Genomic DNA, 25,222 nt, shown 5'->3' with positions numbered 1-25,222 from the left:
TCACATCTCGGAAGGAATGCTCATGTCCTTGCGCAGCACCCGGCGGCTCCGAGTCGCCACCCTCACCGTCTCGGCCGGCCTCGCGCTGGCCGGTCTGACGGTCTCCGGCACCGGAGCCACGGCCGCACCCGGCGGCGGCGCGGAGCCGGTGTCCACCCCCGTCCCGATCAGCACCCCGGACGGCGTCGTGTCGGCGTACCTGCTCAACGCCAAGCACGCCAACCCCGGCCAGACCCGGCTCGTCGAGCGCGCCGTGGAGAAGGCCGGTGGCGTCGTGGTGCAGACCTGGCCGCAGATCGGCGTCGTCGTGGCGCACAGCGACCGCGCGGCGTTCCGGGCCGACGTACGACGCGCCGGGGGCAACGCCCTCGAGTCCGTCGGCGCGACCCGCTCGGTGCCCGTCACCGAGGGCACGCCGGCCGGCGTGCAGTCCCCGTGGGGCCCCGGCAAGGGCCGAACCAGCGTGGCCCGGGCCGACCGCAGCGACGACACGACCGGCTCCGAGGCGACCACCGCGGTCACCCCGGACCCGCGCGAGTCCGAGCAGTGGGACCTCGCCATGATCAAGGCCGACAAGGCGCACCAGATCACCGACGGCTCCCGTGACGTCGTCGTGGGCGTGCTCGACAGCGGCATCGACGCCGACCACCCGGACCTGGCGGCGAACATCGACGTGGCCGACTCGGTCAACTGCAGCAACGCGGGGCGGCCGGACACCTCCCCGACCGGCTGGCAGCCCACCACCAGCGACCACGGCACGCACGTGGCGGGCACCATCGGTGCGGCGCGCAACGGCACCGGCATCGTCGGGGTCGCGCCGAACGTGCGGATGGCCTCGGTCAAGGTGGTCAACGACGACGGGTTCATCTACCCGGAGTACGCCGTCTGCGGCTTCGTGTGGGCCGGTGAGCACGGCTTCGACGTGACCAACAACAAGCTACTACGTCGACCCGTTCCAGTTCTACTGCGAGGACCAGCCCGACCAGTACGCCGCCAAGGAGGCCGTGCGTCGCGCGGTCGCCTGGTCGACGGACCAGGGCGTGGTGCACGCGGCCGCGGCGGGCAACTCGTCGTACGACCTGGCGAACAAGACGACCGACACCACCAGCCCCGACGACGGGACGACGGTCAACCGGACGATCAACAACGCCTGCCAGGACATCCCGACCGAGCCCCGGGCGTGGTGACGGTGGCCTCGCTGGAGCGGTTCCCGGCCACCTCGCTGGACAACCGGCTCTCCGGGTTCAGCAACCGTGGTCTCGGCGTCATCGACGTCGCGGCTCCGGGCTCGCGGATCCTGTCGACGATCGTCGCGGGCAACGGCTACGGCCTCAAGTCCGGTACGTCGATGGCCTCGCCGCACGTCGCCGGCGTGCTGGCGCTGATGAAGTCGGCGCACCCGTCGTGGACGCCGGCGCAGATGGTCGCCAAGTCTGCGTGCGCAGGCCGACGACCACGCCTGCGGCACGACCACGGCCGGTGCGCCGTGCGTGGGCACCGCCGCGGAGAACAAGCTACTACGGCGACGGTGTCGTCGACGCGCTGGACGCCGTGCAGTGATCGACTCCACCCCGGGCGCCTGCGGGCGCCCGGGGTGGGTCAGCGCTGGCGGGACCAGAGGTTGACGGCGTAGTCGACCTCGACACCCTCGTGGTGGCGCAGCACCTCCGTGGCGGTGGCGGGCGGGAGCTCGATGCGCACGACCTCCTCGAGGTCGGCGCGGGAGGCGAAGCGCCAGCCCATGTCGACCCGGTCGAGGGTCCAGCCGCGGATGCTCCAGAACCGCTCGATCTCCTCGGGCGGCGGCAGGTGGGCGAAGCCGCGCCGGAACCAGGCGCCGAAGGTGGAGCGCGAGCCGTCGTTGTCGATGACCAGGGCGGTGCCGCCGGGCCGCAGGACGCGGTCGAGCTCGACGAGGCCGGGCTCGCAGCCGGGGCCGAAGAAGTAGGCCCAGCGCACGTGCACGACGTCGACGCAAGCGTCGGGCAGCGGGATCTCCTGCGCGGCGCCGGGCCGGACCTCGGCGTTCGCGACGCCGCGAGCGCGCAGCCGGCGCCGGGCCAGGCTGGCACAGCCCGGTGTGCGGCTCGACGCCGATCACCCGCGCCGCGCGCTCGGCGAAACGGGGGAGGTGGAAGCCGGTGCCACAGCCGAGGTCGAGCACGACCCGCCCGGTCCAGTCGGCCCGAGCCTCCAGGGCGGCCCACAGGCGCCCGTCGGGGTCGGCGGCGCGGTTCTCGAGCTCGTAGGTCGCGGTGTGGTTCCAGATGTTGGGGCTCGCGATGGCGCCCCGGACCGTGTGGCTCAACGCCTCGGTGCGGAGGCGTCAGATCCGGACGATGCCGTCCGGGGTGAGCACCTGCGCGGCAAGGATGCCGGGCGTGCCGTGCGGGGCGACCCACTCGACCTTGACGTCCTCCAGCGGCGCCTCGACGGTCTCGCCGAGCCACTCGCTGACCCGCTGCGGGTCACCGGCGATCTCGATGCCGGCGAGGGAGACGGTGCCGTCCGCGCCCTGGGAGGGGTGCAGGTCGGCGGGCACGCCCCACTGGATGAAGAAGGGCGAGCTGCGGGTCGGCGATCAGGCCGTTGATGCCGATCTGCCGCCAGCGCAGGCTCGGTGCCGTCGGGGCGGTGCCGCGAGCCCGGGACCGCGGAGCGGCCCAGCCGCTGCTCGACGATCGAGATGTCGGGGACCGCCACCGCCCAGCCGAGCCAGCCGCCGCCGAGGGCGGAGCGGGCCTTGACGGCCTGGCCGAAGGGCGCCTTGTCGGAGGCCGGGTGGTCGAGTGCCTCGACGACCTCGATGTAGGTGCCGTCGGTGAGCGGGAGCGTCATGTTCCGCGTGCCGAAGCGCGGGTGCACCCCGCCGTCGGAGAAGTCTCGCCCGAGCGCTGCGCCCAGGCGTGCGGCCGTGCTGGCCAGTCCGTCGGGTCCGGCCGCGTAGGAGAGATGGTCCAGGCGCATGTCAGACATTCTGAGCGCTCACTGAGAGGAACCCCGCATCGGGGTCGTTGTCTCTTGATGTCGAGAGGTGACAGTCACCCCGGCACGGGTCAGCGCGGGGTCGCCGCAGGTCAGCGCGGATCGGCCGGGTGCAACGCCAGCGCGGAGCGCGAGCGCAGGTGCGCCTCGCAGTGGGCGACCAGACTCGTCGTACCCCTTGCGGCCGATCAGCGCGACCAGACTCGGGCTCGTTGGTGACGTAGAGCGGCTCGACGGCGACGTGGGCCTCGGTGTTGCCGGAGCAGTACCAGTCGAGGTCGTGACCGCCCGGACCCCAGCCGCGGCGGTCGTACTCGGTGATGGTGACCTCGGTGTAGGTCGTGCCGTCCATCCGCTCGACCTCGCGGAAGGTACGCCGGATGGGCGAGCTGCCAGCACACGTCCGGCTTGGTCTCCAGCGGGTTGCGGCCCTGCTCGAGCGCGAGCCCGTGCAGTGCGCAGCCCGATCCGCCGGGGAAGTCCGCGCGGTTGGCGAAGACGCACGAGCGCTGCCCGGCGACCTCGTGCATCCGGGTCTTGCGCTCGCCGTCCTCGTCCTTCTCGACCCAGTCGCGCCGCTTGACCGGCCGGCCCGGATGGGCCTGCCAGTGCGCAGGGGTGAGTCTGCTCGACGAACGCCTCGACCCGTCGCTCGTCCTCCTTGTCGGCGAAGTGCGCGCCGAGGGTGCAGCACCCGACGTCGGGGGAGTCGGCGTAGATGCCGGCACAGCCACCGCCGAAGATGCAGGTGTAGGACGACGTCAGCCAGGTGAGGTCGCACTTGAGGACCTCGCTCTCGTCGGCCGGGTTGACGAACTCCACCCACGCACGCGGGAAATCGAGCGAGACCTCAGGCACTGCTCAAATCTAGTTGAGGGGTCCGCACCGGCCGAGCAGGCACGAGTACCGTGGACGCATGCGTCTGGGCGTGCTCGACATCGGCTCGAACACCGGTCACCTGCTCGTGGTCGATGCACACGGCGGTGCCGCGCCGTTGCCGGCGTTCTCCTACAAGGAGCCGCTGCGCTCGGCCGAGCACCTCGATCCGGCGGGCGACGTCTCGCCGACGGGGATCGAGGCACTGTCCGCCTTCACCGCACAGGCCCTGCGGGTCGCGGAGGAGAAGGGCTGTGAGGAGATGCTGTCGTTCGCGACCTCCGCGGTGCGCGACGCCGGCAACTCCGAGGAGGTGCTGGCGCACGTGGAGCGCGAGACCGGCGTACGGATCGAGGTGCTGCCGGGCGAGGACGAGGCGCGGCTGACCTTCCTGGCGGTGCGCCGCTGGTTCGGCTGGTCGGCGGGCCGGCTCGCGGTGTTCGACATCGGCGGAGGCTCGCTGGAGATCGCGGCCGGATCCGACGAGCGCCCGGACGTGGCCTGGTCGCTCCCGCTGGGCGCGGCCCGGCTGGCCCGCGCGGACTTCGCCGAGCGCCCCGACGGGGGCCGGCTGCGCGAGATCCGCCGGCGGATCCGGGCCGACATCGCCCGGGACGCGGGCCACCTCCTGCGCGCCGGTACGACGCACCGCGCCTCCGCCACGTCGAAGACCTTCCGCTCGTTGGCGCGGATCTGCGGCGCCGCGCCGTCCGGGGAGGGCCAGGCTGGTGCCGCGGTCCCTGCCGCTGGCCGAGCCTGCGGCAGTGGATCCCGAAGTCTGCTGGCGATGACGCCCGAGGAGCTCGCCGAGCCTGCCCGGCGTCTCGCCGAGCCGCACGCACCAGATCGTGCCGGGTGCGCTGGTGGCCGAGGCCTGCATGGACATCTTCGACCTGCCCGAGTCTGGAGATCTGCCCCTGGGCGCTGCGCGAGGGCGTGATCCTGGAGCGGATCGACAAAGCTCAGCGTCACCGACGAGTCATGACCGGGCGCGGCAGCCGGCCCCGGATCGGGCTGTCGACGAGCTCGGTCTACCCGGAGTCCACGGCGCACGCGTTCGCCTACGCCGCGGCGGTGGGCTACGAGGCCGTCGAGGTCATGGTCGGCATCGACGCCCTCTCCCAGCAGGTCGACGCGGTCCTGCGGCTCTCCGAGCACCACGACCTGCCGGTGAGCGCGATCCACGCGCCCTGCCTGCTGTTCACCCAGCGGGTCTGGGGCGTCGAGCCCTGGGGCAGGTCTGGAGCGCTCCGCGCAGATGGCGCGCGAGGTGGGTGCCGAGGTCGTCGTGGTGCACCCGCCGTTCCGGTGGCAGCGGGAGTACGCCCGCGACTTCGTCAACGGGATCGCGGCGCTGGAGGAGTCGTCGGGGATCGCGTTCGCGGTGGAGAACATGTACCCGTGGCGGGCCTCGCGCCGGCACCTGGAGATGTACGTCCCCGGCTGGGACCCCTCCGAGGAGCCCTACGCCAACACCACGATCGACCTCTCGCACGCCTCGATCGCCCGCGCCGACCCGGTCGCGATGGCTGAGCGGCTCGGCCCGCGGCTGCGCCATGTGCACCTGACCGACGGCACCGACTCCGCCAAGGACGAGCACCTGGTGCCCGGCCGCGGGACAACCGGCGCCGCGGACTTCCTGCGCCACCTGGCCCGCGCCGGCTTCGCCGGCGAGGTCGTGCTGGAGATCAACACCCGGCGCTGCGCCACCCGCGAGGAGCGCGAGGCGGACCTGCGGGAGTCCCTGGAGTTCGCGATCGAGCACCTCGGCGCGGAGCCGGCCGGGCGCCGTACCGACGAGGCGGCGTCGGGAGGCGCCCCGTAAATTGGGGCCCATGAGTCCGGTCCGGGGGGGCGCTCGAGTCGATCTCGCGCAGCGCATTGCCGCGACTCGTGGGGGTGCTGCCGCTGTCCGCCGCCGTCCTGGACCGGTACGTCGCCGGGGAGTCGTTCCGCGAGGCCCCGGCCGTCGTCGAGGCGCTCGCCGCCGAGGGCATCGACACCACGGTCGACCACCTCACCGCCACCCCGCAGGACGAGACCCAGGCGATCGCGGCCGTGCAGGCCTACCGGATGCTGCTCGACCGGATCGGTGACGCCGGGCTGGGCGACCGGGCGGAGGTCTCCGTCGACCCGGTCGCGATCGGCCTGCTGCTGCCCGAGGGCGAGAAGCTCGCGGTCGAGAACGCCCGCAAGATCTGCCGGGCTGCCCACAGTGCCGGGACCTCGCTCACCCTGGCGATGCGCGACCACACCACGGTCGACGCCACGCTCGCCGTCGCCCAGGCGCTGCGCCACGACTTCCCCGCCACCGGGATCACCCTGCAGGCGCGGCTGCACCGCACCGAGTCCGACTGCCGTGCCCTGGCCTACGCCGGCAGCCGGGTCCGGATCTGCAAGGGCGAGGAGGACGCTCCCGCCGAGGTGGCCTTCACCGACCCCGGTGACGTCGACCGCTCGTACGTGCGCTGCATGAAGGTGCTCCTCGGCGGCGACGGCTACCCGATGCTCGCCACCCACGACCCGCGGCTGATCGAGATCGCCGGCGCGCTCGCGAGCCGCTACGGAAGGGCACCGGGGACCTACGAGTACCAGGCTGCGCCACGGCGTGCGGCCCGCCGAGCAGCGCCGCCTGGTCGCCGCCGGTGAGCGGGTGCGGGTCTACCTGCCCTACGGCGAGCAGCGGCACCGCTACGTCGCGCGGCGGCTGGCCGAGCACCCCCAGGACTTCTCCCAGGTACTGGTCTCGCTGGTGCGCCGCGGCTGAGCCTCAGCGGAACGAGTAGCCGCCGTCCGGGAAGAGGGTCGAGCCGGTGGTGACGCCGTTCAGGAGCAGGAACACGACGGCCTGGGCGACCTCCGGCTCGGTACCCATCCGGCCGATCGTCGAGGCACCCGCTTAGAAGTCGAAGGCGGCCTGGCGGACCGCCGGGTCCCGCTGGTCCCACAGGTGGCCGTCGACGGTGCCGGGAGCGACCGCGTTGACCCGGACCGGGGCGAGACTCGACGGCGAGGCCGCGGGCGAGGCCTTCGACGGCGGCGTTCGCCGCGACGTACGCCGGTGCGTCGCCGGCCGGCCGCACGCTCGCCGCCCCGGACATCAGCACGATCGAGGCGTCCGGGCCGAGCCTTGCCGAGCGCGGCCTTCACGACGCGGTACTGGCCCCAGAACTTCGACTCGAAAGGCGTGGCCGCCTCTTCCAGGCTCAGGCTCGGCGATCGGCCCCGTCACATAGGCTCGCGGCCGTGGTGAAGATCCCGTCCACCTGCTCGACCTGCTCGAAGAAGCGCGCGACTGAGGCGGTGTCGGAGGTGTCGACCGGGTGTGCGGTGGCGTTCTCACCCAGGCTCGGCGACTGCTCGCTCCAGGGTCGCCGCGGTCCGTCCGCCGAGCACGACCCGGCCCCCGGCGGACACCACCTGGCGAGCCACCTCGAGCCCGATGCCGGTGCCGCCGCCGACGAGGACGATCGTGCGGCCGGCGAAGGCGTCCGGCGCAAGGAGTGAAGTCATGGCCGAAGCCTAGGAACGCCCTGGTGAGCGGTGATCCGGTTTCCCTCCGGTGCCCGCACGTGACACGCTTCGCGGCGTACCCGAGGACGAGCAGGAAGGGAGCAGACCGTGACGAAGCGCACCGCCGTCATCGGCGCCGGCATGATGGGGGAGACCCTGCTGGCAGGCCTGGTCCGCGCCGGCCGCGGCGCCGACGACCTGCTCGTCGTGGAGAAGCGCGCCGAGCGCGCCGCCGAGCTCAGCGAGCGGTACGACGTCCCGGTGGTCGACGACGTCAGCGCCGCCGCCGCGGCGGACACCGTGCTGCTCGTCGTCAAGCCGCAGGACATGGCCGGCGTGCTCGACGAGTCTCGCCCCGGGCCTGCGCCGCGGCCAGCCTGCTGGTCTCGGTCGCGGCGGGCATCACCACCGCCTTCGTCGAGTCCCGGGTGCCCGAGGGCGTCGCCGTCGCCCGGGTGATGCCGAACACGCCCGCGCTGGTCGGCGAGGGGATGGCCGCGATCTCGCCCGGCACCTGGTGCGAGGAGTCGCACCTCGCCGAGGCCTCGGCGCTGCTGTCCTCGGTCGGCAAGGTGGTCGAGGTCCCGGAGAAGCAGCAGGACGCGGTGACCGCGATCAGCGGGTCCGGGCCGGCGTACCTCTTCCTGGTCGCCGAGGCGATGATCGAGGCCGGGGTGCACCTCGGGCTGCCGCGCCCGGTCGCCTCCGAGTCTGGCCGTGCAGACGCTGCTCGGCTCGGCCACGATGCTGCGGGAGACCGGCGAGCACCCCGGGGTGCTGCGCGAGCAGGTCACCTCGCCGGGCGGTACGACGGCCGCCGCGCTCCGCACGTTGGAGGACCACGGCCTCCGGGCAGCCTTCCTGGCGGCGCTGGAGGCGGCCCGGGACCGCTCTCGCGAGACTCGGCGGCTAGCCGCGCAGGGCTCCGGCCACGTCGAGCTCGGCGAGCCCGCGCACCCGGACCACGCCCTGGCCGGCGCCGCGCTCGTCGTAGCGCCCGTAGCGGTCGAGCAACCGGGCCTGCAGGCCCGCCCGCCGCGCGCCGACCACGTCGTGGCGCAGCGAGTCCCCGACCATCAGCGTCGCGGCCGGGTCGACCCCGAGGTGGGCGCACGCGGTGAGGTAGGCGCGGGGGTCCGGCTTGGCGGCGGGCAGCGAGGAGGAGGCGAAGACGGGGACGTCGGCGCGCAGCAGTCCGGTGCGGCGCAGGCTTCTCGGTCTGGACCGCCTGGTCGCCGTTGGTGAGGATGCCGACGGGCAGGCCGGCTGCCCGGGCCCGGTCGATCGCATCCGCGGCGTCGTCGAACGCTCGCCAGGCGGCCTGGTAGCAGCCCAGGAAGCCCGCGAAGACGTCGTCGGCGAGCGCGTCGTCGGCCAGGTCCCACCCCGGCAGGAAGGCCCGGATCCGCACCCGGCGCTGCTCGAGGTGGGTCGGCTCGCGCCGCTGCGCCCGCTCGTGGTGCCGCGCCTCGAGAACGGACCAGCGCTCGACCAGGCTCCTCCAGGCTCGGCCGGGCTCTGGGCCAGCCCGAGGCCCGTGAGCCAGGTCCGCAAGCCGCGATCAGCGGCCCCGCGGTGGTCCACGAGGGTGTCGTCCAGGTCGAGGAGGAGGGCCCGGATCGTCATGCCGAGCAGTCTGCCAGCGCCCGCCGACAGCACCCCGCGAGGCTCCGGCGGCGGGCCCGGGTCAAGGCGACACGCCGAGACCTCAAAAGTTTCACTGAGCAATCTCTTCCCCATGCGTCACATCTGGCTCTATTCTCACGCAGAGGCGTCCGCAGATCACAGGCTGGGGAAGGCGGTGACGGACGCGCAGAAAGCGTGGTTGTCATGACTCCTCCGTCGCGTGAGCGCACCGAGTCCCTGCCGGACCCCAAGTTCCTCACGATCGCCGAGGTCGCCACGGTGATGAGGGTCTCCAAGATGACCGTCTACCGCCTGGTGCACAGCGGCGAGACTGCCGGCTGTACGCGTCGGACGCTCCTTCCGGGTGACCGAGGAGAACGTCAACGAGTACCTCAGGAAGTCCTTCTACAGCGCTGGTTGAGCCGAGCGTGGCTCCGCCGCGAGGTGGGAGGCCCTGCAAGAATCCCCGCTTACCGGGGTATTCCTACGGTTCTTGACCGTTGCAACAGTCAGGAACCGTAGGAATACCCCGGTAAGCGGGGATTCCGACACCTCGCCCAGCAGACTCCGCCTGCCGGCGTGATGCGATCTTCATCCCATCTCAGTCGCTGATTCACCGCGCCCACCGACGGCCCGATAGGCTGACCCGGTGCTCCGGGGCCTGCCCGGAGCGTCGTAGCAACGTCGGGCGAGCATCGTCCGATGCTCTGGAGAGGTTCCACGTGGGTTCTGTCATCAAGAAGCGTCGCAAGCGCATGGCGAAGAAGAAGCACCGCAAGTTCGCTGAAGAAGACGCGCGTGCAGCGTCGCAAAGCTCGGCAAGTAACGCCAGAGCCTGCCGCCGGTGCGCATGGGGCGCACCGGCCCGACCCTGAGGAGTCAGTGGGATGGGCGCCGGTCGAACAGTCCTGGTCACGGGAGTCTCCCGCGACCTCGGGCGCACGTTCGCGCGCACCCTGGCCACCGACCCCGGGGTCGACCGTGTCATCGGCGTCGACGTCATCCCGCCTCGCGGCGACCTGGGTGACGTCACCTTCGTGCGCGCCGACATCCGCAACCCGGTGATCGCCAAGGTGATCGCCAAGGAGGACGTCGACACGGTCGTCCACATGAGCGTCATCGCCACCCCCGGCTCCGCCGGTGCGCGCGGCACGATGAAGGAGTCTCAACGTCATCGGGACGATGCAGGCTGCTCGCCGCCTGTCAGAAGGCCGAGCAGGTGCGCCAGGTCGTGGTGAAGTCCTCGACCACCGCCTACGGCGCCAGCAGCCGCGACCCGGCGATGTTCACCGAGGACATGGAGCCGCGCCGGCCACCGCGCAGCGGCTACGCCAAGGACGTCAACGAGGTCGAGCGCTACGTCCGCGGGTTCGCCCGCCGCCGCTCCGACGTGACGGTCACCCTGCTGCGCTGCGCCAACGTGATCGGCCCGCGCGTGGTGAGCCCGCTCGCGTCGTACTTCCGGATGCCAGTGATCCCGACCGTCCTCGGCTTCGACCCGCGGCTGCAGTTCCTCCACGAGAGCGACCTCAACCGGGTGCTGCGCCACGCCGTTCTCAACGAGACCACCGGCACCTTCAACGTCGCCGGCGACGGTCTGCTGATGCTGTCCCAGGCGCTGCGCCGGATGGGCCGCACCAGCGTGCCGCTGCCCGGTGTCGCCTTCGGCGGGCTCGGCTCGGTGCTCCGCTCGGCGCGGATGGCCGACCTGTCGCCGGAGCCTGGTCGCCTTCTTGACCTACGGCCGCGGCGTGGACACGACCCGGATGCGCAGCGTGCTGGGCTTCGAGCCGTCGTACACCACGGCCGAGGCGTTCGCCGAGTTCGTCGGCACGCTGCCCCCGGGCACCCGCCGCGCCGACTCCGCCCTGGCCGCCCTGGCCGAGCACCTGCCCCCGGTCGACGAGGACCGTCCCGCCCAGGCTCACCGTTGCCGGAGGCAAGGATGGCTGACGCCGAGATCATCCCGATCGGTACCCGCGGCCGCCCCGGCCGGGGCACCGGCACCCGCCCGTCCGCCGCGGCCCGTGGGCTGGCGCCCAAGTCCGGTACGCCGCGCAAGCCTGCGGCCGAGAAGCAGCCGAAGCCCGAGCGGCCCGCCGAGAAGCCGCTGCAGGACAACCCCGAGGACCGCCCGGTCATCGAGACCGCCTCGCTGCTCGACGACCCCGCGCCGGCGTCGGAGGCGTCGCTGCCGGCCGCCCGCACCGAGGAGCGCGGTCTGAGCCCGCTGGCCGGGATCCCGGTCGGGGACTGGCTGGCCGCCTTCCAGCACGCCGCCCGCGAGGCTCTTCGGCGACCAGTGGGAGCCCCAGGCTGGCGCGCTTCCTGGCGTTCCTGCGGCGTCGGTTGACCGGCGACTACACCGTCGACGAGTACGGCTTCGACCCCGAGGTCACCGAGCGCTTCTTCATGGCCGCGCTGCGGCCGATCGCCCAGCAGTGGTTCCGCATCGAGGTCCGCGGCATCGAGAACATCCCGGCCGAGGGCGGCGCCCTGGTGGTGTCCAACCACTCCGGCACGATCCCGGTCGACGGCCTGATGACGATGGTCTCCATCCACGACCACGCCGGGCGCTACCTGCGCCCGCTGGGCGCGGACCTGGTGTTCCGGCTGCCCTTCGTCGGCGCGCTGGCCCGCAAGGGCGGCGCCACCCTGGCCTGCAACGAGGACGCCGAGCGGATGCTGCGCGGCGGTGAGCCTGGTCGGGGTGTGGCCCGAGGGCTTCAAGGGCATCGGCAAGCCGTTCTCCGACCGTTACAAGGCTGCAGCGCTTCGGCCGCGGCGGCTTCGTGTCGGCCGCACTGCGCACCGGCGTGCCGATCATCCCGCTCTCGGTCGTCGGCGCGGAGGAGATCTACCCGCTGGTCGGCAACATCCCGTCGCTGGCCCGCCTGCTCGGCGTCCCGTACATCCCGATCACGCCGTTCTTCCCGCTCCTCGGGCCGCTCGGCCTGGTCCCGCTGCCGTCGAAGTGGCTGCTGGAGTTCGGCGAGCCGATCCGCACCGACGAGTACGACGCGGGCGCCGCCGAGGACCCGATGCTGGTCTTCAACGTGACCGACCAGGTCCGCGAGACCATCCAGCAGACGCTCTACAGCCTGCTGATGCAGCGCGAGTCCGTCTTCAAGTGACCTGAGCCCGGCCGGAGCGGCCGGGTGGCGGTCGCTACTTGAGCAGGCCGCCGAGGCTGCCGAGCAGGCCGCCCACGCCGTCGATCAGGCTCCGGGACGGCACCCTTGGGCGGAGTCGTCGTCGTGCCGGACGAGGGCTTCTTCGTCGGCAGCAGCGAGGTCACCTTGTCGACCACGTCGCCGACGTCGCGGGTGGCGGTGTCGACGGGGTTCTTCGCGGTCGGCTGGTCCGCCGGGTCGGGGGCGGTCGTGCTGGTGCTCGGCTTCGCGCCGGGCTTGGTGGTGGCCGACCTGGCCTTCGGCGGGGTGGTCGCCGCGGCCTGGTCGAGGACCGGGCCGCCGAGGATCTTCTGGACCTGCGCCATCGCCGCGAAGTCGGGCAGCCGGGTGACCTCGTCGTTGCTGCAGGTCGGGCAGGCCTCCCACGCCGCGGCGTCCACCTGGCGCACGGTCTGGGTGGCCGTGATCAGCGGGGCGCGGATCGCGTCGGGGATCTCGGTGCCGAGACCGGCGAGCACGTCCATGCTCTTGCCGGCGAAGTCGCGCAGCGCGCTGATCGGCTGCGTCTTGCCGGTCGCGGTGTAGTCGTCGAGCGCCAGCTCGGAGGCCTGCTCGGTCTGGTCGGTGAAGTCCTGCAGCGTCGAGGCGATGACGTCGGCGTCGGCGCCCTTGTCGGTCAGCCGCTGCACCTCGTCCAAGCGCGCCGAGGCGTGCGAGAGGACGGTGTCGGCCTTGGACGCGCCGTCGGACTTGAGGTTGGTCTGGGCGTCCTCGATGGCCCGCTTGACCGGGTAGAGCGCGTCCCCGGGCAGCGCGTCCTGGGAGGCCATCGCCATCGAGCCGCTGGCCGCGACCACGGCGAAGCCGCCGACGAGAGCGGCGATCCGGCGCTCGCGGGAGCCGCGGCGCTGGCGCGGGGTGAGGCGCAGCGCGAGGTCGGCCTCGGCGGCCGCGGGGGCGCGCTCGGCGGCGGCGACCAGGCTGGGTGCGCAGGGAGGAGACGAACTCGGGGCGGGCCTCGACCGGCGGGGCGGCGCGCAGCGCGGCCACCAGGCTCGAGCAGGTCGGCGTGCTCGCCGGGGTCGCTCGCGCGTCCCTCGAGCAGGGCGGCGAACTCCTCCGCTGCCCCTCGCGACCAACCGTTCCCGCGCATCACGATGTCCGTCCTTCACTCCGCCGGGGCAGGGTCGCACCGGCGCTACGAAGGTCCAACGAGCCCGGAGCCGGGGTGGTTACGGTGCGGATGGCTATTGCGCCATAGTCCGAATTGATCATCGCAACCCCTCCGGCATCAGGCTGGCCAGGTTGCGCACGCCGCGCAGCCTGCAGCTCGCTTGATCGCGCCGTCGCTGCGGCCCAGGGCCGCAGCGGTCTCCGCGATGCTCAGCCCCTGCAGGAAGCGCATGATCAGGCAGTCGCGCTGCTCGTTGGGCAGCCTTGGTGAGGGCCTCGAGGAGGATCTCGTTGGTGAGGCTCGCCAGCACGGCGTTCTCCGGGCCCTCGGTGCTGTCGTCGTGCTGGCCCATGTCCTCGGTGGTCGACTCGAGACGCGTCCGGCCGGCCTTGAAGTGGTCGGTGGCCAGGTTGCGGGCGATGGTCATCAGCCAGGCGCCGAAGTCCTTGCCCTGCCAGCGGAAGGAGGGCATGTTGCGCAGCGCGCGGAAGAAGGTCTCCGAGCACAGGTCCTCGGCGACCACGACCGATCGGGTGCGGTAGTAGAGGAAGCGGTAGACCGAGGGCTGGTAGTGGTCGTAGAGCAGGCCGAACGCCTCGGCGTCGCCGGACCGGGCCAGGCTCGACCAGGCCGATCAGCCGCTCCCGCTCCTCGGGGGAGTCCTCGGAGGAGGTGGCGAGCGTCGCGTCGCCGAAGCCTGCTGCCGCCGCTGCCGGGGGCGCGCTCGAAGCCGTCGTCGGACTCGGCGTGGGCCTCGCTCAGCAGCCAGCCCGTGCGGTCCGCGACGGGGCGGGGGCGAGACGTCGCGGCGCCGGCGATCGCCAGCGCGGGAACCGGCTCGAGAGTCAGGGCGCTCGCGACGGCGGCCCGCAGGGCGTCAAGCCCGCGCGCGACGTCGCTGCGATCCCAGGTCATGCCCGGCCCCTCCCTCGTACCCCCCGCGCTCGATACTACGGTGCTTCTCAGGGCGCTGGAACCCAAATGTGATAACCGACCGGTTGCTTCGGCATGGTCACGACAGGTGGCGCCGGACCTGCCGTCGTACGAACGCGCCGGCGACCGCCGCGCCGGTCGCGGCCGAGCCGACGAGCAGTCCTGCACGGGCGGCCTTGCGGCCGGTCCGGTAGTCGCGGATCCGCCAGCCGTGCGCCCGGGCGTGTGCCCGCAGGCTTTGGGGTCGGGGTTGATGGCGCAGGGGTCTCCGACGAGACCGAGCATGGGCAGGTCGTTGGCGGAGTCGCTGTAGGCCGAGCAGGCGGCCAGGTCGAGGCCCTCGCGCTCCGCCAGCGCCTCGACCGCGACCGCCTTGGCGGGGCCGTGCAGCATGTCGCCGACGAGCCTTGCCCGTGTAGACGCCGTCGACGTGCTCGGCCACCGTGCCCAGGGCCCCGGTCAGGCCGAGCCGACGGGCGATCAGGCTCGCGATCTCGATCGGTGCCGCGGTCACCAGCCAGACCCGCTGGCCCTGGTCGAGGTGGAGCTGCGCGAGCGCGCGGGTGCCCGGCCAGATCCGGTGCGCCATCGCCTCGTCGAAGATCTCCTCGCCGATCTCCTCCAGGCTCCTGCACGGTGTGCCCGGCGACGAAGGCCAGCGCCGAGTTGCGCGCATCGGCGACGTGCTCGGGGTCCTCCACCCCGGCGATCCGGAAGTACGCCTGCTTCCAGGCCGCGCCGAGCAGGTCCTTGGTGGTGAAGAAGTCCCGGCGGTAGAGACCCTTGGCGAGGTGGAAGATGCTCGCGCCCTGCATGACGGTGTTGTCGACGTCGAAGAAGGCGGCGGCGTGCGGGTCCGCGGGCTGGGCGAGGGCGGTCTCGACCTCGGCCGCGGCGGCGGCCGCCTCCCCGGCGAGCCTTGGATCGCTGCTGGAGGTTGAGCCGGCGGGGCCGGTCGGCGGACGCACCCATGACCCCACTCTAGGGATCCGCGGCGTCGTAGGATCGCCCTCATGCCGTTTTCCGACGCCGCGGGCCCCGACGTCGCCGAGTCTGGTGCGCTCGGCGGCCCGCGACCTGCCCGGGCGGCTCGCTGTCGTCGAGGCAGGCGGGCGGGGCCTGACCTGGGCCGGGCTCGACGACGAGGTCGGCCGGGTCGCCTCCGGGCTGGGAGCGCTGGGCGTGCTTGCGGGGCACCGGGTGCTGCTCGTGCTCGGCAACCGGATCGAGTTCGTCACCACCTACCTCGGCGTCCTGCGCGCCCAGGCCGTCGCGGTCCCGGTCAACCCCGGCTCCACGGTCACCGAGCCTGGCCGGCCTGCTCGTCGACTGCGGCGCGCGCACGGTCGTCGCCGACGGCGACACCCTCGCCGCGGTCCGCGAGGCGGTGGGCCGCGCCGAGGTCAGTGCCGCCGCGCGCGACGAGAGCCGGCCGGTGCCGCGCGTGGTCGTGGTCGGCGCCGAGGCCACCCCCACCGAGACGTCGTACGACGACCTGCGGGCCGAGGAGGCGCGCCCGGTGCCGCCGCTGCCGGACCCGGAGAAGCTCGCGGTCCTCCTCTACACCAGTGGTACGTCGGGCCGCCCCCGCGCCGCGATGCTCACCCACCGCGCCCTGCTCGCCAACGTCGAGCAGGTCGCCGGGGTCGAGCCGCCGATGATGCACAGCGACGACGTGGTGCTCGGCGTGCTGCCGCTCTTCCACGTCTACGGCCTGGGCGCGGTGCTCGGCGGGGTGCTGCGGCACCGCGCCAGCCTGGTGCTCACCGACCGCTTCGACCCCGAGGGCACGCTCGACCTGATCGAGGACGAGGCCTGCAGCCTGGTCCCGGTCGCGCCGCCGGTGTTCGCGGCCTGGCGCGACGTCGACGCGCTCGCCGAGCGGCTCGGCCCGGTGCGGATGATCCTGTCCGGCTCGGCGCCGCTGCCGGCGGAGGTGGTCGAGGAGTTCAGCGCGCTCACCCGGGTGCCGGTGCACCAGGGCTACGGGCTCACCGAGGCGGCGCCGGTGGTCACCACCACGCTGCTCTCCGCGACGCCGAAACCCGGCTCCGTCGGTGCCGCGCTCGAGGGCATCGAGCCTGCGCCCGGTCGACGAGGACGGCCGGCCGGTCACCGGCGCCGAGGCCGAGGACGCGGGCGAGATCCAGATCCGCGGGGCCAACCTGTTCAGCGGGTACTGGCCCGACGGCGCCGACGGCCCCGGCGACGACGGCTGGTGGTCCACCGGCGACGTGGGCTTCCTCGACGCCGACGGCGACCTCTTCCTGGTGGACCGGGTCAAGGAGTCTCGTCATCGTCTCCGGCTTCAACGTCTATCCCACCGAGGTGGAGGCGGCGCTGGCCGACGTGCCCGGGGTCCGTCAGGTCGCCGTGCTCGGCACGCCCGACGAGCGCACCGGCGAGGCGGTGCTCGCCTACGTCGTCCCGGACGACCCGGCACGCGACGCGGGCGCGCTCGTGGCGGCGGTCCACGCGGTCGCGGAGGAGCGGTTGGCGCCGTACAAGCGTCCGGGGCGGGTGGAGGTCGTCGAGGCCCTGCCGCGCACCGTCACCGGCAAGATCCGCAAGGGCATGCTGCGCGGTCACGAGCGTCGCCGCGCGCTGGGGATCCTCGAGTGAGCGCGCGGGTCACGCTCTACGGCCGGCCGGGCTGCCACCTGTGCGACGACGCCCGCACGGTGATCGCCGCGGTGTGCGCCGAGCTCGGCGAGGAGTGGGTCGAGGTGTCCATCGACGACGACCCCGAGCCTGGCCGACAGGTTCGCCCACGAGATCCCGGTGACCTTCGTGGACGGCCGTCAGCACGACTTCTGGCGGGTCAGCCCCGAGCGCCTGCGCCGCGCCCTCCGTCCGGGAGGCTGAGCGCCGGGCTATCCTCGGCGACCATGCCCACCGTCGTCGCTCTCCGGCTGCCTGCACGCTGGCGCCGGACCGGCGTCGTCGTCGGGCTCCTCGCGCTGCTCGCGGTGCTGCTGCTCAGCCACCGCTTCGGCCGGGCCGTGCCCACGAACAACTACCGCCCGATGATCACCACCGACGCGATCGCGACCGGCTGCTACCCGCTGCCCGGCGACGCCCGCCTCGACCTGCCGTACCAGATCCGGCGTGACGAGGACGTCGCCACGGCGACGGGCCAGCGGCGCAGCCTGCAGGGACAGTACGACCTCGTCGACCGCGACGAGGCCGAGCAGCGGCTGGTCTCCTCCTTCGAGGCGGTCGGCTTCCGTCCCACGGGCGGGACAGGTGGCGAGATCACGCTGACCAAGGGCGCCGAGCGGATCGGGCTGGTCGTGAAGGAGCCTTCCCGACACCAGCGCCGCGACCCTGGTCCGGGGGACCTTCGTGCTCGACCTGCCCGTCGTCGCGCGTGCCAAGGACGATCCGGTCTGCGGGTTCCCGTCCTCCACCAAGCGCTGGGCCGAGCCGCGGGAGGAGAAGAAGTGACCCGCCTGCTCGCGCTCAGGCCTGCCTGGCTGCCGCGCCCCGAGATCCTGCTCGGCTGGCTGGTGGTCGCGCACGTGGTGCTCAAGGCTGCTGATCTACCCGCTGGTCATGCATGCCGCGCCGGTGGGCGACGAGTCGGCGTACCTCAACGGGGGGGCGGGCGCTGTCCAACCTGGTCCGCGACGTCTTCTCCTTCCACAGCCCCGACGGCGCCGAGCCTGGACCGCAACGTGGTCGCCTCGGGCTGGTTCATGCCCGGCATGCCCGTGCTCACCGCGCCCCTGTACCTCGTCTTCCCCGACGCCTCGATCGAGCCTGGCCCGCGCCTACCTCGGCCTCGTCACGCTCATCCTGTTCGTGGTCGTGCTGCGCTCGGTCGCCCGCCGGATCGGTCCCGGCTGGGCCTGCGTCGTGGCGGTCTTCCCGGGGCTGATCCCCAGCCTACGTCGTCTTCACGTACGGCGCGTGGGGGGACCTCTGCGCCGGCCTGGTCCTGGTGCTGCTGCTCGTCCACGTGGTCGAGTCTCCTGCGCGGCGTACGACGTGGGGAGGCGCCCAGCCTCCGCGAGGGCCTGGTGCTGGGCCTGCTCGCGATCGCCGTTCTCTACCTGCGCTCCAGCACCGCGATCCTGCTCGGTGCCCTCGGCGCGGTGACCCTGCTGGCGGCGGTCCTGCTGCTGCGCGGCCGGGTCCGGCTGCGCGCGCTCGGCTCCGCGGTCCTCGCCGGCGTGGTGTTCCTGCTGCTGCTGGCGCCGTGGTCCTTCTTCGCCTCGCAGGCGCTGGGCGGCCGGGTGATCACCACGACCACCGTGCCGACGGTGATGGCCACGACCTTCGGCGACCGCAGCGAGATCTGCTTCGGCAAGTGCGACCCGGACAGCACGATGTGGTTCCGGCCGCTGCGCTACTCCCGCGAGGTGGGCCGCGCCACCGACACCAGCGAGGTCGAGGTCCTCAAGGTGATGTCGGACTACGCCCTGCGCGACCTCACCCTGTCCCACTACCTCGACCAGGTCGTGCACAACGTCGGTGCCTACGCGCTGCAGCCCAACAACTTCACCGGCTACCTCGCCCCGCCCGAGGGCCGGGGTGCGCTCGGCCGCTCCGCGGAGATGGTCGCCGACATCCTCACCTGGGCGATGTACGCCCCGATGATCCTGCTCGGCGCCGTCTCCCTGCTCTTCCAGGCCCGGCGCAGCATCGAGGCGCGGGTGCTCGACCTGCTGACCAAGGCTCGCCCTCGGCGGGCTGCTCGTCCAGCCCTTCGTGCACATCGCCGGCGCGCGCTACTGGACCACCGCCGGGCCGGTCTTCGCGATCGCGGCCTTCTCCTTCCTGCGCGAGCGCCAGCCGCCGCGGGCCACGGGACCCCGCCACCGACCGGCGTGGTGACCGCGACCGACGCGAGCGTCTTGCGGTGGCTGGGCCGGGTGCAGGTCCTGCTCAGCGTCGCCACCGCCGCGGTGGTGCTCGTGCTCCTCGCCGCCATCGTGTTCTAGACGACCGTCCCCGGGGCTCGCACGCTGCGGCGCCCAGAGCACGCGCCAGCGGCGTTGCCGACGCTCGCAGGACGACCCGGTACGGCTTCGCGCGGGCGCCTTGCCAGTGCACGCCCTGAGCACCACTCGCTGCACGATCCCCGAGCGCCGATCGTCTAGGGTCCGCACCATGGAAGAGACCGGACGCCGACGCATCGCCTACGTCCTCCCCGTCTACAACGAGGAGGAGAACATCGCGGTCTTCCACGCCGCGCTGGTCGAGGCGACCGCGCAGCGACCGGACCTCGACTTCGAGTTCGTCTACGTCGACGACGGCTCCCGTGATGCCTCGCTGGAGCGGCTCGTGGACCTGCGCGCCGAGGACCCCCGGGTGACGGTCGTGCAGTTCTCCCGCAACTACGGCCACCAGGCTCGCGGTCACCGCCGGGCTGGACCTCTTCGCCGACGGCGGCGCGGACGCCGTGATCGTCATGGACACCGACCTGCAGGACCCGCCGCGGGTCAGCCTGGAGATGATCCAGCGCTGGGAGGAGGGCGTCGAGGTCGTCTACGCCCAGCGTCGTACCCGCAAGGACACGCCGTTCAAGCGGGCGACCGCCTGGGGCTTCTACTGGGCGCTGGACCGGCTGGCCTCGATCGAGATCCCGCGCAACGTCGGCGACTTCCGGCTGATGGACGCCAAGGTGGTCACCGAGGTCTCCCGCTACCGCGAGCACGACCGGTTCCTGCGCGGCATCGTCGCCCACGTCGGCTTCCGGCAGGAGGCGCTGCTCTTCGACCGCGACGAGCGCTTCGCGGGGGAGACCGGCTACCCGCTGAAGAAGATGCTCAGACTTCGCCGCCAGCGGCATCCTCGGCTTCTCCACGACGCCGCTGAAGATGATCTCGCGGCTCGGCTACGCCATCTCGCTGCTCAGCGTCCTGCTCGCGGTCTACGTGCTCTTCATCCGGCTCTTCAAGCCCGACGAGTCGGTGCCCGGCTGGGCGTTCCTCGGGGTCGGCATGTTCATGCTCAGCGGCATCCAGACTGGTGATGATGGGCGTGATCGGCAGCCTACCTCGGCCGGGTGTACGTCGAGTCGCAGGACCGCCCGCTCTACACCCTGGCCATGGTCGCCCGGGACCAGCCGGACACCGGCCCCGGCCCGCGCCGCCACCGCGACATGGGTGCGCTCGGCCCGGGAGCGGAGTCCTGAGCAGCCGGAGCACCGCGGTCCGCTTCGCGGCCGTCGGGATCTGCAACACCGCGATCGACGCGGTGGTCTTCGTGCTGCTGCACGACCACCTCGGGATCGCGCTGGCGAACCTGGTCTCGACGACCGCCGGGATGATCTTCAGGCTTCGTCGTCAACGGGCTCTTCACCTTCCGCGCCGACAAGGCTGACCGTCCGCCACGCGGTGCTCTTCCCTGGTCACCAACGCGCTGGTGATGTGGATCATCCAGCCGCTGCTCATCCACGGCTGGCTGTGGCTGCTGGAGCACGGGCCGGACGTGGCGCTGGGGCCGATGTCCGCGGGCGACGTACGGATCGCCGTGGCCAAGCTCGCCGCCATCGCGTGCTGCCTGGTCATCAACTTCTTCGCCTACCGCTACGTCGTCTGGCCGGTCGAGCGGCGGGCCGAGGACGCCCCGGTGTGACCCATCTCCGGTTGCGCTCCCGCCGGTTTTGTTCTCACGTTCACAAACTCCTACAGTGATCGAGTCGCGCCCCACTGGACCGCTGGGTGCGGCTGGAAAGTGGAGCCTGTGAGCGCACGGAGTTCGACGGATGCCAGCCGGGCCATCCCGGAGGCCACGGTCGCCCGCCTGCCCGTCTACCTACGGGCACTGACGGCCCTGGCCGACAGTGGCATCCGCACGTGCTCCAGCGAGGACCTCGCCTCCGCGGCCGGCGTCAACAGCGCCAAGCCTGCGCAAGGACCTGTCCTACCTCGGCAGCTTACGGCACCCGCGGCGTCGGGTACGACGTCGACTACCTCCGCTACCAGATCGCCCGTGAGATCGGCGTCACCCAGGACTGGCCGGTCGTCATCGTCGGCATCGGCAACCTGGGCCACGCGCTCGCGAACTTCTCCGGCTTCCGCAGCCGCGGCTTCCGGGTCGTCGCGCTGCTGGACGCCGACCCGGCGCTGGTCGGCCAGACCGTGGCCGGCGTGCAGGTGCGGCCCTTCGCCGAGTCTGGAGGAGACGGTGCGCACCCACGACGTCGCGATCGGCGTCATCGCCACCCCGGCCGTCGCCGCGCAGGACGTCGCGGACCGGATGGTCGCGACCGGCATCACCAGCATCCTGAACTTCGCACCGGCCGTGCTGGCGGTGCCGGAGGGCGTCGACGTCCGCAAGGTCGACCTCTCCATCGAGTCCGCAGATCCTCGCCTACCACGAGCAGCGCAAGGCCAACGGTGCCGAGCCGGCCGCCGTGGCGGTCGAGACCGACGGAGGTGCGGCATGAGTGTTCTCGTCGTGGGGATGTCCCACAACTCGGCCCCGATGGCGCTCCTGGAGAAGGTCGCGCTCGACGACGACGGCGTGCAGAAGTCGATCGCCGACTCCGCCTCCTGCGAGCACGTCACCGAGGCGACGGTCATCGCGACCTGCAACCGGCTGGAGATCTACACCGAGGTCGAGCGCTTCCACGGCAGCATCGAGCAGATCTCCCGGCTCCTCGTCGAGCGCGCCGGCGAGGCCACCGAGGCGATGCTCCCGCACCTGTACGTCCACTACGACGACGGCGCGATCTCCCACCTCTTCCAGGTCGCCGCGGGCCTCGACTCGATGGCGGTCGGCGAGGGCCAGATCCTCGGCCAGACCCGCGACGCGCTGCGCCGTGGCCAGGAGACTCGGCACCGTCGGTCCCGCCCTCAACCTGCTCTTCCAGCAGGCCCTGCGGGTCGGCAAGCGGACCCGCGCCGAGACCGACATCGACCAGGTCGCGCCCACCCTGGTCAGCGCCGCGCTCGACCAGACCACCGCCGCCGTCGGCCCGGTCGCGGGCAAGGACGTCGTCGTGGTCGGCGCCGGCTCCATGGCCGGGCTGGCCACCGCGACCGTCTCGCGCCTCGGTGCCGGCCGGCTCACCGTCGTCAACCGCTCGGCCGACCGCGGCGAGCGCCCGGCCGAGCAGTACGACGCCCACGCGGTCCCGCTCGACGGTCTCGGCGCCGCGCTGGCCCACGCCGACATCGTCATCTCCTGCACCGGCTCCTCGGGCTCGGTCATCGACGCCGCCCAGGCTCGGCGCCGCGCGCGCCGCCTCCGGCCATCCGGTCGCGCTGATCGACCTGGCCCTCCCGCACGACATCGACCGCGGTGTCCGCGACCTGCCGGGCGTCTCGCTGGTCGGCCTCTCCGAGGCTCGCCGCGGCCCTGCAGGGCAGCCCCAGCGGCCGCGAGGTGCTCGAGGTCCGCCGGATCCTCGGCGAGGAGGTCACCGCCTTCCTCGCCGCGCGCCGCCAGGCCAGCGTCACGCCGACCGTGGTCGCCCTGCGCTCGATGGCCACCGGCGTCGTCGACGCCGAGATGCAGCGCCTGGAGAGCCGGCTGCCCGATCTCGACGAGCACACCCGCTCCGAGATCCGCCACGCCGTGCGCCGGGTGGCCGACAAGTCTGCTCCACGAGCCCACCGTCCGGGTCAAGGGAGCTCGCCAACGAGCAGGGCGCCGTCTCCTACGCCGCCGCGCTCGCCGGTTCTTCGCGCTCGACCCCGAGGCCGTCGACGCGGTCACCCGCCCGGTCGGCGTCGAGGAGGCCGGGTCATGACCCTGCGCATCGGCACCCGCCGCAGTGCCCTCGCCACCACGCAGTCCGGCCACGTCGCCGACGCGATCCGCGAGTCTCACCGGCACCGAGACCACCCTCGTGGAGATCACGACCGACGGCGACCGCAGCCAGGCCGCCGGCACCCCGCTCGCCGGGGCGCCCTCCACCGGTGTCTTCGTCAGCGCGCTCCGCGACGCGCTGCTGGCCGGCGAGGTCGACGTGGCCGTGCACTCGCTCAAGGACCTGCCGACCTACGCCGCCGAGGGGATCGCCCTGGCCGCCGTACCTCCTCGGGAGGACGCGCGCGACGTCGTCGTCGCCCGCGACGGGCTGACCCTCGGCGAGCCTGCCCGTCGGCAGCCGGGTCGGCACCGGCTCCCCGCGCCGGGCCGCCCAGACTCGAGGCGCTCGGACTCGGCGTGGAGGTCAGCGGGGTCCGCGGCAACGTGGACACCCGGATCGGCAAGGTGCGCAGCGGGGAGTACGACGCCGTCGTGCTCGCCCGTGCCGGCCTGGCCCGGCTGGGCCGTCTCGACGAGGCGACCGAGGTGCTCGACCCGCTGCAGGTGCTCTCGGCCCCCGGCCAGGGCGCTCTGGCCGTCGAGTGCCGGGCCGACGACACCGCGACGCTCACCCTGCTCGCCCGGCTCGACGACCCCGGCACCCGTGCCGCGGTCACGGCCGAGCGCACCCTGATGGCCCGCCTCGAGGGCGGCTGTGCGGCACCGATCGGTGCCCTGGCCGAGCCTGGCCGAGGGGGAGGAGAGCACGGAGGTCTGGTTGCGGGCCGTCGTGCTGTCCGAGGACGGCGCACTGTCCGTGCGCCGCTCCGCCTCCGCGCCGCTGGGCGCCGACCCCACGCAGTGGCCGGCCGCGGCCGCTGCCCTGGGCGAGGCCCTGGCGAACGAGATGCTCGACGAAGGCGCCGCCGAGCTGGTCGCTCCGTCACCCCCCGGAACGCCCGCCCCTGGAACCCCAGTCCACCCGTCCGCACGATCCTCAGAGGTGCACTCCGCATGACGCGAGCCACGACAGCCAACCCGGCTGCCCCGTCTCCCGCCCCCCAGGCCAAGCCCGGTGCCGTTGCCTTCGTCGGCACCGGCCCTGGTGACCCCGACCTGTTGACGCTGCGCGCGGTCAGGCTGATCGAGGACGCCGACATCGTCATCACCGAGGAGCCCGGTCACGCCGACCTGGTCCGCGTCGTCCGCGCCCGCGCCGAGGTGGTCGGCGACGAGCCCGCCCCCGAGGTCGAGTACGTCGACGGCGGCTTCGGCGAGGACGGCCAGCCGCTGACCCACGCCGCTCGCGCCAAGGTCGTCGTCAAGCAGGCCAAGCGCGGCCTGCGCGTCGTACGGCTGCTCGGGGGGACCCGTTCCTCTACGCCTCGGGTCCCGAGGAGGCGCAGGCCGTCGCCAAGGCCGGCCTCGGCTTCGAGGTCGTCCCCGGCGTCTCGTCGGTGGGCGCCGTCCCGGCGTACGCCGGCATCCCGCTGACCACCAAGGACCACCGCGAGGTGGCCGTGGTGACCTGCGGCGACAAGGTCGACTGGAGCCGGTACGCCGACACCCCGACCCTGGTCCTGCTCTCCGCGGTCGGCCAGATCGGCGACATCGCCAAGCGACTCGTGGCGCTCGGCCGCTCGCCGCAGACCCCGGTCGCGATGACCCGGGTCGGCACCACCACCGAGCAGCAGACGATCACCTCCACGCTGGAGCAGATCGCCGCCGACGCGCGCGCCGCCCGGATCGCGCCGCCGGCGATCACGGTCATCGGTGCGGTCGTCGACCTGCGCGAGAAGTCTGTCGTGGTTCGAGACCAAGCCGCTGTTCGGCTGGCGGGTGCTGGTGCCGCGCACCAAGGAGCAGTCCGCCTCGCTGTCCAACCGGCTGCGCGAGTTCGGCGGCGTGCCCGAGGAGGTGCCGACCATCTCGGTGGAGCCGCCGCGCAACCCGCAGCAGATGGACAAGGCCGTGCGCGGCCTGGTCGAGGGTCGCTACGAGTGGATCGCCTTCACCTCGGTCAACGCGGTCAAGGCGGTGCGCGAGAAGTTCGAGGAGTACGGCCTCGACGCGCGGGCCTTCTCCGGGCTCAAGATCGCCGCGGTCGGCGACAAGACCGCCGCCGCGATCGCCGCCTGGGGCCTGCGCGCCGACCTGGTGCCCTCCGGCGAGCAGTCCGCCGCCGGCCTCCTGGAGGACTGGCCCGAGTACGACGAGCAGACTCGACCCGATCAACCGGGTCTTCCTGCCTCGCGCCGACATCGCCACCGAG

The 25,222-nt window shown here is 72.9% G+C and carries 24 protein-coding genes and 13 pseudogenes; 27 read left to right on the top strand and 10 right to left on the bottom strand.

What is annotated here, in order from left to right:
* Positions 1–22: 22 nt before the first annotated feature.
* On the top strand, positions 23–1,633 hold the full coding sequence (locus G5V59_RS18775; RefSeq protein WP_278257467.1) for a S8 family serine peptidase: 1,611 nt from the start codon (positions 23–25) through the stop codon (positions 1,631–1,633).
* Here G5V59_RS18775 and G5V59_RS18770 read toward each other — a convergent pair.
* The 3 genes from G5V59_RS18770 to G5V59_RS18760 all read right to left on the bottom strand — a co-directional run bounded on the left by G5V59_RS18770 (position 1,600) and on the right by G5V59_RS18760 (position 3,843).
* Positions 1,600–2,049: a methyltransferase domain-containing protein gene (locus tag G5V59_RS18770; protein ID WP_278259931.1), complete on the bottom strand. Its 450-nt coding sequence runs from the start codon at positions 2,047–2,049 to the stop codon at positions 1,600–1,602. The genes G5V59_RS18775 and G5V59_RS18770 overlap by 34 nt on opposite strands.
* A 255-nt stretch (positions 2,050–2,304) precedes the next feature.
* Entirely contained in the window at positions 2,305–2,967 is a 663-nt protein-coding gene (locus tag G5V59_RS18765; RefSeq protein WP_341350976.1) for a VOC family protein, read from the bottom strand.
* Between the two features lie 18 nt (positions 2,968–2,985).
* A complete protein-coding gene (locus tag G5V59_RS18760; protein WP_341350975.1) occupies positions 2,986–3,843 on the bottom strand; it encodes a hypothetical protein in 858 nt (285 codons plus the stop codon).
* A gap of 58 nt (positions 3,844–3,901) precedes the next feature.
* Here G5V59_RS18760 and G5V59_RS18755 point away from each other — a divergent pair, with 58 nt between their 5' ends.
* The 5 genes from G5V59_RS18755 to G5V59_RS18735 all read left to right on the top strand — a co-directional run bounded on the left by G5V59_RS18755 (position 3,902) and on the right by G5V59_RS18735 (position 7,097).
* A complete protein-coding gene (locus G5V59_RS18755; RefSeq protein WP_278257466.1) occupies positions 3,902–4,801 on the top strand; it encodes a Ppx/GppA family phosphatase in 900 nt (299 codons plus the stop codon).
* Positions 4,802–5,119: 318 nt separating this feature from the next.
* Positions 5,120–5,686, top strand: coding sequence for a sugar phosphate isomerase/epimerase (locus G5V59_RS18750; protein WP_341350974.1), 567 nt, complete (start codon positions 5,120–5,122; stop codon positions 5,684–5,686).
* 74 nt (positions 5,687–5,760) lie between these two features.
* On the top strand, positions 5,761–6,510 hold the full coding sequence (locus tag G5V59_RS18745; protein WP_278257465.1) for a proline dehydrogenase family protein: 750 nt from the start codon (positions 5,761–5,763) through the stop codon (positions 6,508–6,510).
* Positions 6,470–6,628: a hypothetical protein gene (locus G5V59_RS18740; protein ID WP_278257464.1), complete on the top strand. Its 159-nt coding sequence runs from the start codon at positions 6,470–6,472 to the stop codon at positions 6,626–6,628. The genes G5V59_RS18745 and G5V59_RS18740 overlap by 41 nt, the downstream gene beginning before the upstream one ends.
* A 214-nt stretch (positions 6,629–6,842) precedes the next feature.
* A complete protein-coding gene (locus G5V59_RS18735) occupies positions 6,843–7,097 on the top strand; it encodes a hypothetical protein (RefSeq protein WP_278257463.1) in 255 nt (84 codons plus the stop codon).
* A 103-nt stretch (positions 7,098–7,200) separates the two neighbouring features.
* On the opposite strand, the gene G5V59_RS18730 is transcribed toward G5V59_RS18735, so the two are convergent.
* Positions 7,201–7,374, bottom strand: a complete 174-nt coding sequence (locus tag G5V59_RS18730; protein WP_278257462.1) for an SDR family NAD(P)-dependent oxidoreductase — start codon at positions 7,372–7,374, stop codon at positions 7,201–7,203.
* 108 nt (positions 7,375–7,482) lie between these two features.
* On the opposite strand from G5V59_RS18730, the gene G5V59_RS18725 reads away from it, so the two are divergent.
* From G5V59_RS18725 to G5V59_RS18715, 3 genes and pseudogenes are all read left to right on the top strand, one after another.
* Positions 7,483–7,833, top strand: coding sequence for an NAD(P)-binding domain-containing protein (locus G5V59_RS18725; protein WP_278257461.1), 351 nt, complete (start codon positions 7,483–7,485; stop codon positions 7,831–7,833).
* Between the two features lie 58 nt (positions 7,834–7,891).
* A pseudogene (locus G5V59_RS18720) lies at positions 7,892–8,026 on the top strand (hypothetical protein); the annotation flags it as partial.
* A gap of 92 nt (positions 8,027–8,118) precedes the next feature.
* Positions 8,119–8,214 (top strand): annotated as a pseudogene (locus tag G5V59_RS18715) (pyrroline-5-carboxylate reductase dimerization domain-containing protein); the annotation flags it as partial.
* A 69-nt stretch (positions 8,215–8,283) separates the two neighbouring features.
* On the opposite strand, the gene G5V59_RS18710 reads toward G5V59_RS18715, so the two are convergent.
* A complete protein-coding gene (locus G5V59_RS18710) occupies positions 8,284–9,000 on the bottom strand; it encodes an HAD family hydrolase (RefSeq protein ID WP_278257460.1) in 717 nt (238 codons plus the stop codon).
* A gap of 204 nt (positions 9,001–9,204) precedes the next feature.
* On the opposite strand from G5V59_RS18710, the pseudogene G5V59_RS18705 reads away from it, so the two are divergent.
* From G5V59_RS18705 to G5V59_RS18685, 5 genes and pseudogenes are all read left to right on the top strand, one after another.
* Positions 9,205–9,421, top strand: a pseudogene (locus G5V59_RS18705) (helix-turn-helix domain-containing protein).
* A gap of 301 nt (positions 9,422–9,722) precedes the next feature.
* Positions 9,723–9,822, top strand: a pseudogene (locus G5V59_RS18700) (AURKAIP1/COX24 domain-containing protein); the annotation flags it as partial.
* Between the two features lie 65 nt (positions 9,823–9,887).
* Positions 9,888–10,238 carry an NAD-dependent epimerase/dehydratase family protein gene (locus G5V59_RS18695; protein WP_278257459.1) on the top strand — a complete coding sequence of 117 codons (351 nt, stop codon included), beginning with the start codon at positions 9,888–9,890 and terminating at the stop codon, positions 10,236–10,238.
* A complete protein-coding gene (locus G5V59_RS18690) occupies positions 10,220–11,353 on the top strand; it encodes an NAD-dependent epimerase/dehydratase family protein (RefSeq protein WP_278257458.1) in 1,134 nt (377 codons plus the stop codon). Before G5V59_RS18695 ends, G5V59_RS18690 begins: the two co-directional genes overlap by 19 nt.
* Positions 11,350–12,060: a 1-acyl-sn-glycerol-3-phosphate acyltransferase gene (locus tag G5V59_RS18685; RefSeq protein WP_278257457.1), complete on the top strand. Its 711-nt coding sequence runs from the start codon at positions 11,350–11,352 to the stop codon at positions 12,058–12,060. Before G5V59_RS18690 ends, G5V59_RS18685 begins: the two co-directional genes overlap by 4 nt.
* A gap of 34 nt (positions 12,061–12,094) precedes the next feature.
* Here the strand turns inward: G5V59_RS18685 and G5V59_RS18680 are convergent, their stop codons facing one another.
* The 5 genes and pseudogenes from G5V59_RS18680 to G5V59_RS37090 form a co-directional block, all read right to left on the bottom strand.
* On the bottom strand, positions 12,095–13,273 hold the full coding sequence (locus G5V59_RS18680; protein ID WP_278257456.1) for a DUF5667 domain-containing protein: 1,179 nt from the start codon (positions 13,271–13,273) through the stop codon (positions 12,095–12,097).
* Positions 13,274–13,425: 152 nt separating this feature from the next.
* On the bottom strand, positions 13,426–13,539 hold the full coding sequence (locus G5V59_RS18675; protein ID WP_278257455.1) for a sigma factor-like helix-turn-helix DNA-binding protein: 114 nt from the start codon (positions 13,537–13,539) through the stop codon (positions 13,426–13,428).
* Between the two features lie 79 nt (positions 13,540–13,618).
* A pseudogene (locus tag G5V59_RS18670) lies at positions 13,619–13,894 on the bottom strand (sigma-70 family RNA polymerase sigma factor); the annotation flags it as partial.
* Positions 13,895–14,580: 686 nt separating this feature from the next.
* Positions 14,581–14,830: pseudogene (locus G5V59_RS37095) on the bottom strand (haloacid dehalogenase-like hydrolase); the annotation flags it as partial.
* Entirely contained in the window at positions 14,752–15,213 is a 462-nt protein-coding gene (locus tag G5V59_RS37090) for a hypothetical protein (RefSeq protein ID WP_341350973.1), read from the bottom strand. The pseudogene G5V59_RS37095 and the gene G5V59_RS37090, both read right to left, overlap by 79 nt.
* A gap of 84 nt (positions 15,214–15,297) precedes the next feature.
* Here G5V59_RS37090 and G5V59_RS18660 point away from each other — a divergent pair, with 84 nt between their 5' ends.
* From G5V59_RS18660 to G5V59_RS37080, 13 genes and pseudogenes are all read left to right on the top strand, one after another.
* The gene (locus tag G5V59_RS18660; RefSeq protein ID WP_278257454.1) at positions 15,298–16,863 is read left to right on the top strand and encodes an AMP-binding protein; all 1,566 of its coding nucleotides are present in this window, start codon (positions 15,298–15,300) and stop codon (positions 16,861–16,863) included.
* 2,493 nt (positions 16,864–19,356) lie between these two features.
* Complete coding sequence (locus G5V59_RS18645) at positions 19,357–20,064, top strand: glycosyltransferase (RefSeq protein WP_278257452.1); 708 nt, start codon at positions 19,357–19,359, stop codon at positions 20,062–20,064.
* Positions 20,012–20,221 carry a hypothetical protein gene (locus tag G5V59_RS18640; RefSeq protein WP_278257451.1) on the top strand — a complete coding sequence of 70 codons (210 nt, stop codon included), beginning with the start codon at positions 20,012–20,014 and terminating at the stop codon, positions 20,219–20,221. Before G5V59_RS18645 ends, G5V59_RS18640 begins: the two co-directional genes overlap by 53 nt.
* Positions 20,221–20,571 (top strand): GtrA family protein, encoded by a 351-nt coding sequence (locus G5V59_RS18635; RefSeq protein ID WP_278257450.1) that lies wholly within the window; start codon positions 20,221–20,223, stop codon positions 20,569–20,571. Before G5V59_RS18640 ends, G5V59_RS18635 begins: the two co-directional genes overlap by 1 nt.
* Positions 20,572–20,616: 45 nt before the next feature.
* Positions 20,617–20,826, top strand: coding sequence for a hypothetical protein (locus G5V59_RS18630; protein WP_278257449.1), 210 nt, complete (start codon positions 20,617–20,619; stop codon positions 20,824–20,826).
* Between the two features lie 108 nt (positions 20,827–20,934).
* Positions 20,935–21,640, top strand: a pseudogene (locus G5V59_RS18625) (redox-sensing transcriptional repressor Rex).
* Positions 21,637–21,972: pseudogene (locus G5V59_RS18620) on the top strand (glutamyl-tRNA reductase); the annotation flags it as partial. The pseudogenes G5V59_RS18625 and G5V59_RS18620, both read left to right, overlap by 4 nt.
* Positions 21,973–22,213: 241 nt before the next feature.
* A pseudogene (locus G5V59_RS18615) lies at positions 22,214–22,375 on the top strand (glutamyl-tRNA reductase); the annotation flags it as partial.
* 122 nt (positions 22,376–22,497) lie between these two features.
* Positions 22,498–22,734: pseudogene (locus G5V59_RS37085) on the top strand (hypothetical protein); the annotation flags it as partial.
* Positions 22,735–22,944: 210 nt separating this feature from the next.
* A pseudogene (gene hemC, locus G5V59_RS18605) lies at positions 22,945–23,968 on the top strand (hydroxymethylbilane synthase).
* Positions 23,965–24,444, top strand: a complete 480-nt coding sequence (locus G5V59_RS18600) for an SAM-dependent methyltransferase (RefSeq protein WP_278257448.1) — start codon at positions 23,965–23,967, stop codon at positions 24,442–24,444. Before hemC ends, G5V59_RS18600 begins: the two are co-directional and overlap by 4 nt.
* Positions 24,372–24,611 (top strand): annotated as a pseudogene (locus G5V59_RS18595) (SAM-dependent methyltransferase); the annotation flags it as partial. The gene G5V59_RS18600 and the pseudogene G5V59_RS18595, both read left to right, overlap by 73 nt.
* 112 nt (positions 24,612–24,723) lie before the next feature.
* Positions 24,724–25,140 (top strand): annotated as a pseudogene (locus G5V59_RS37080) (uroporphyrinogen-III synthase); the annotation flags it as partial.
* Between the last annotated feature and the right edge of the window lie 82 nt (positions 25,141–25,222).

It is taken from the genome of Nocardioides convexus (genome assembly GCF_011090295.1).
The sequence above is the reverse complement of the archived record's forward strand: the minus strand, read 5'-3'. Positions and strand labels throughout refer to the sequence as shown.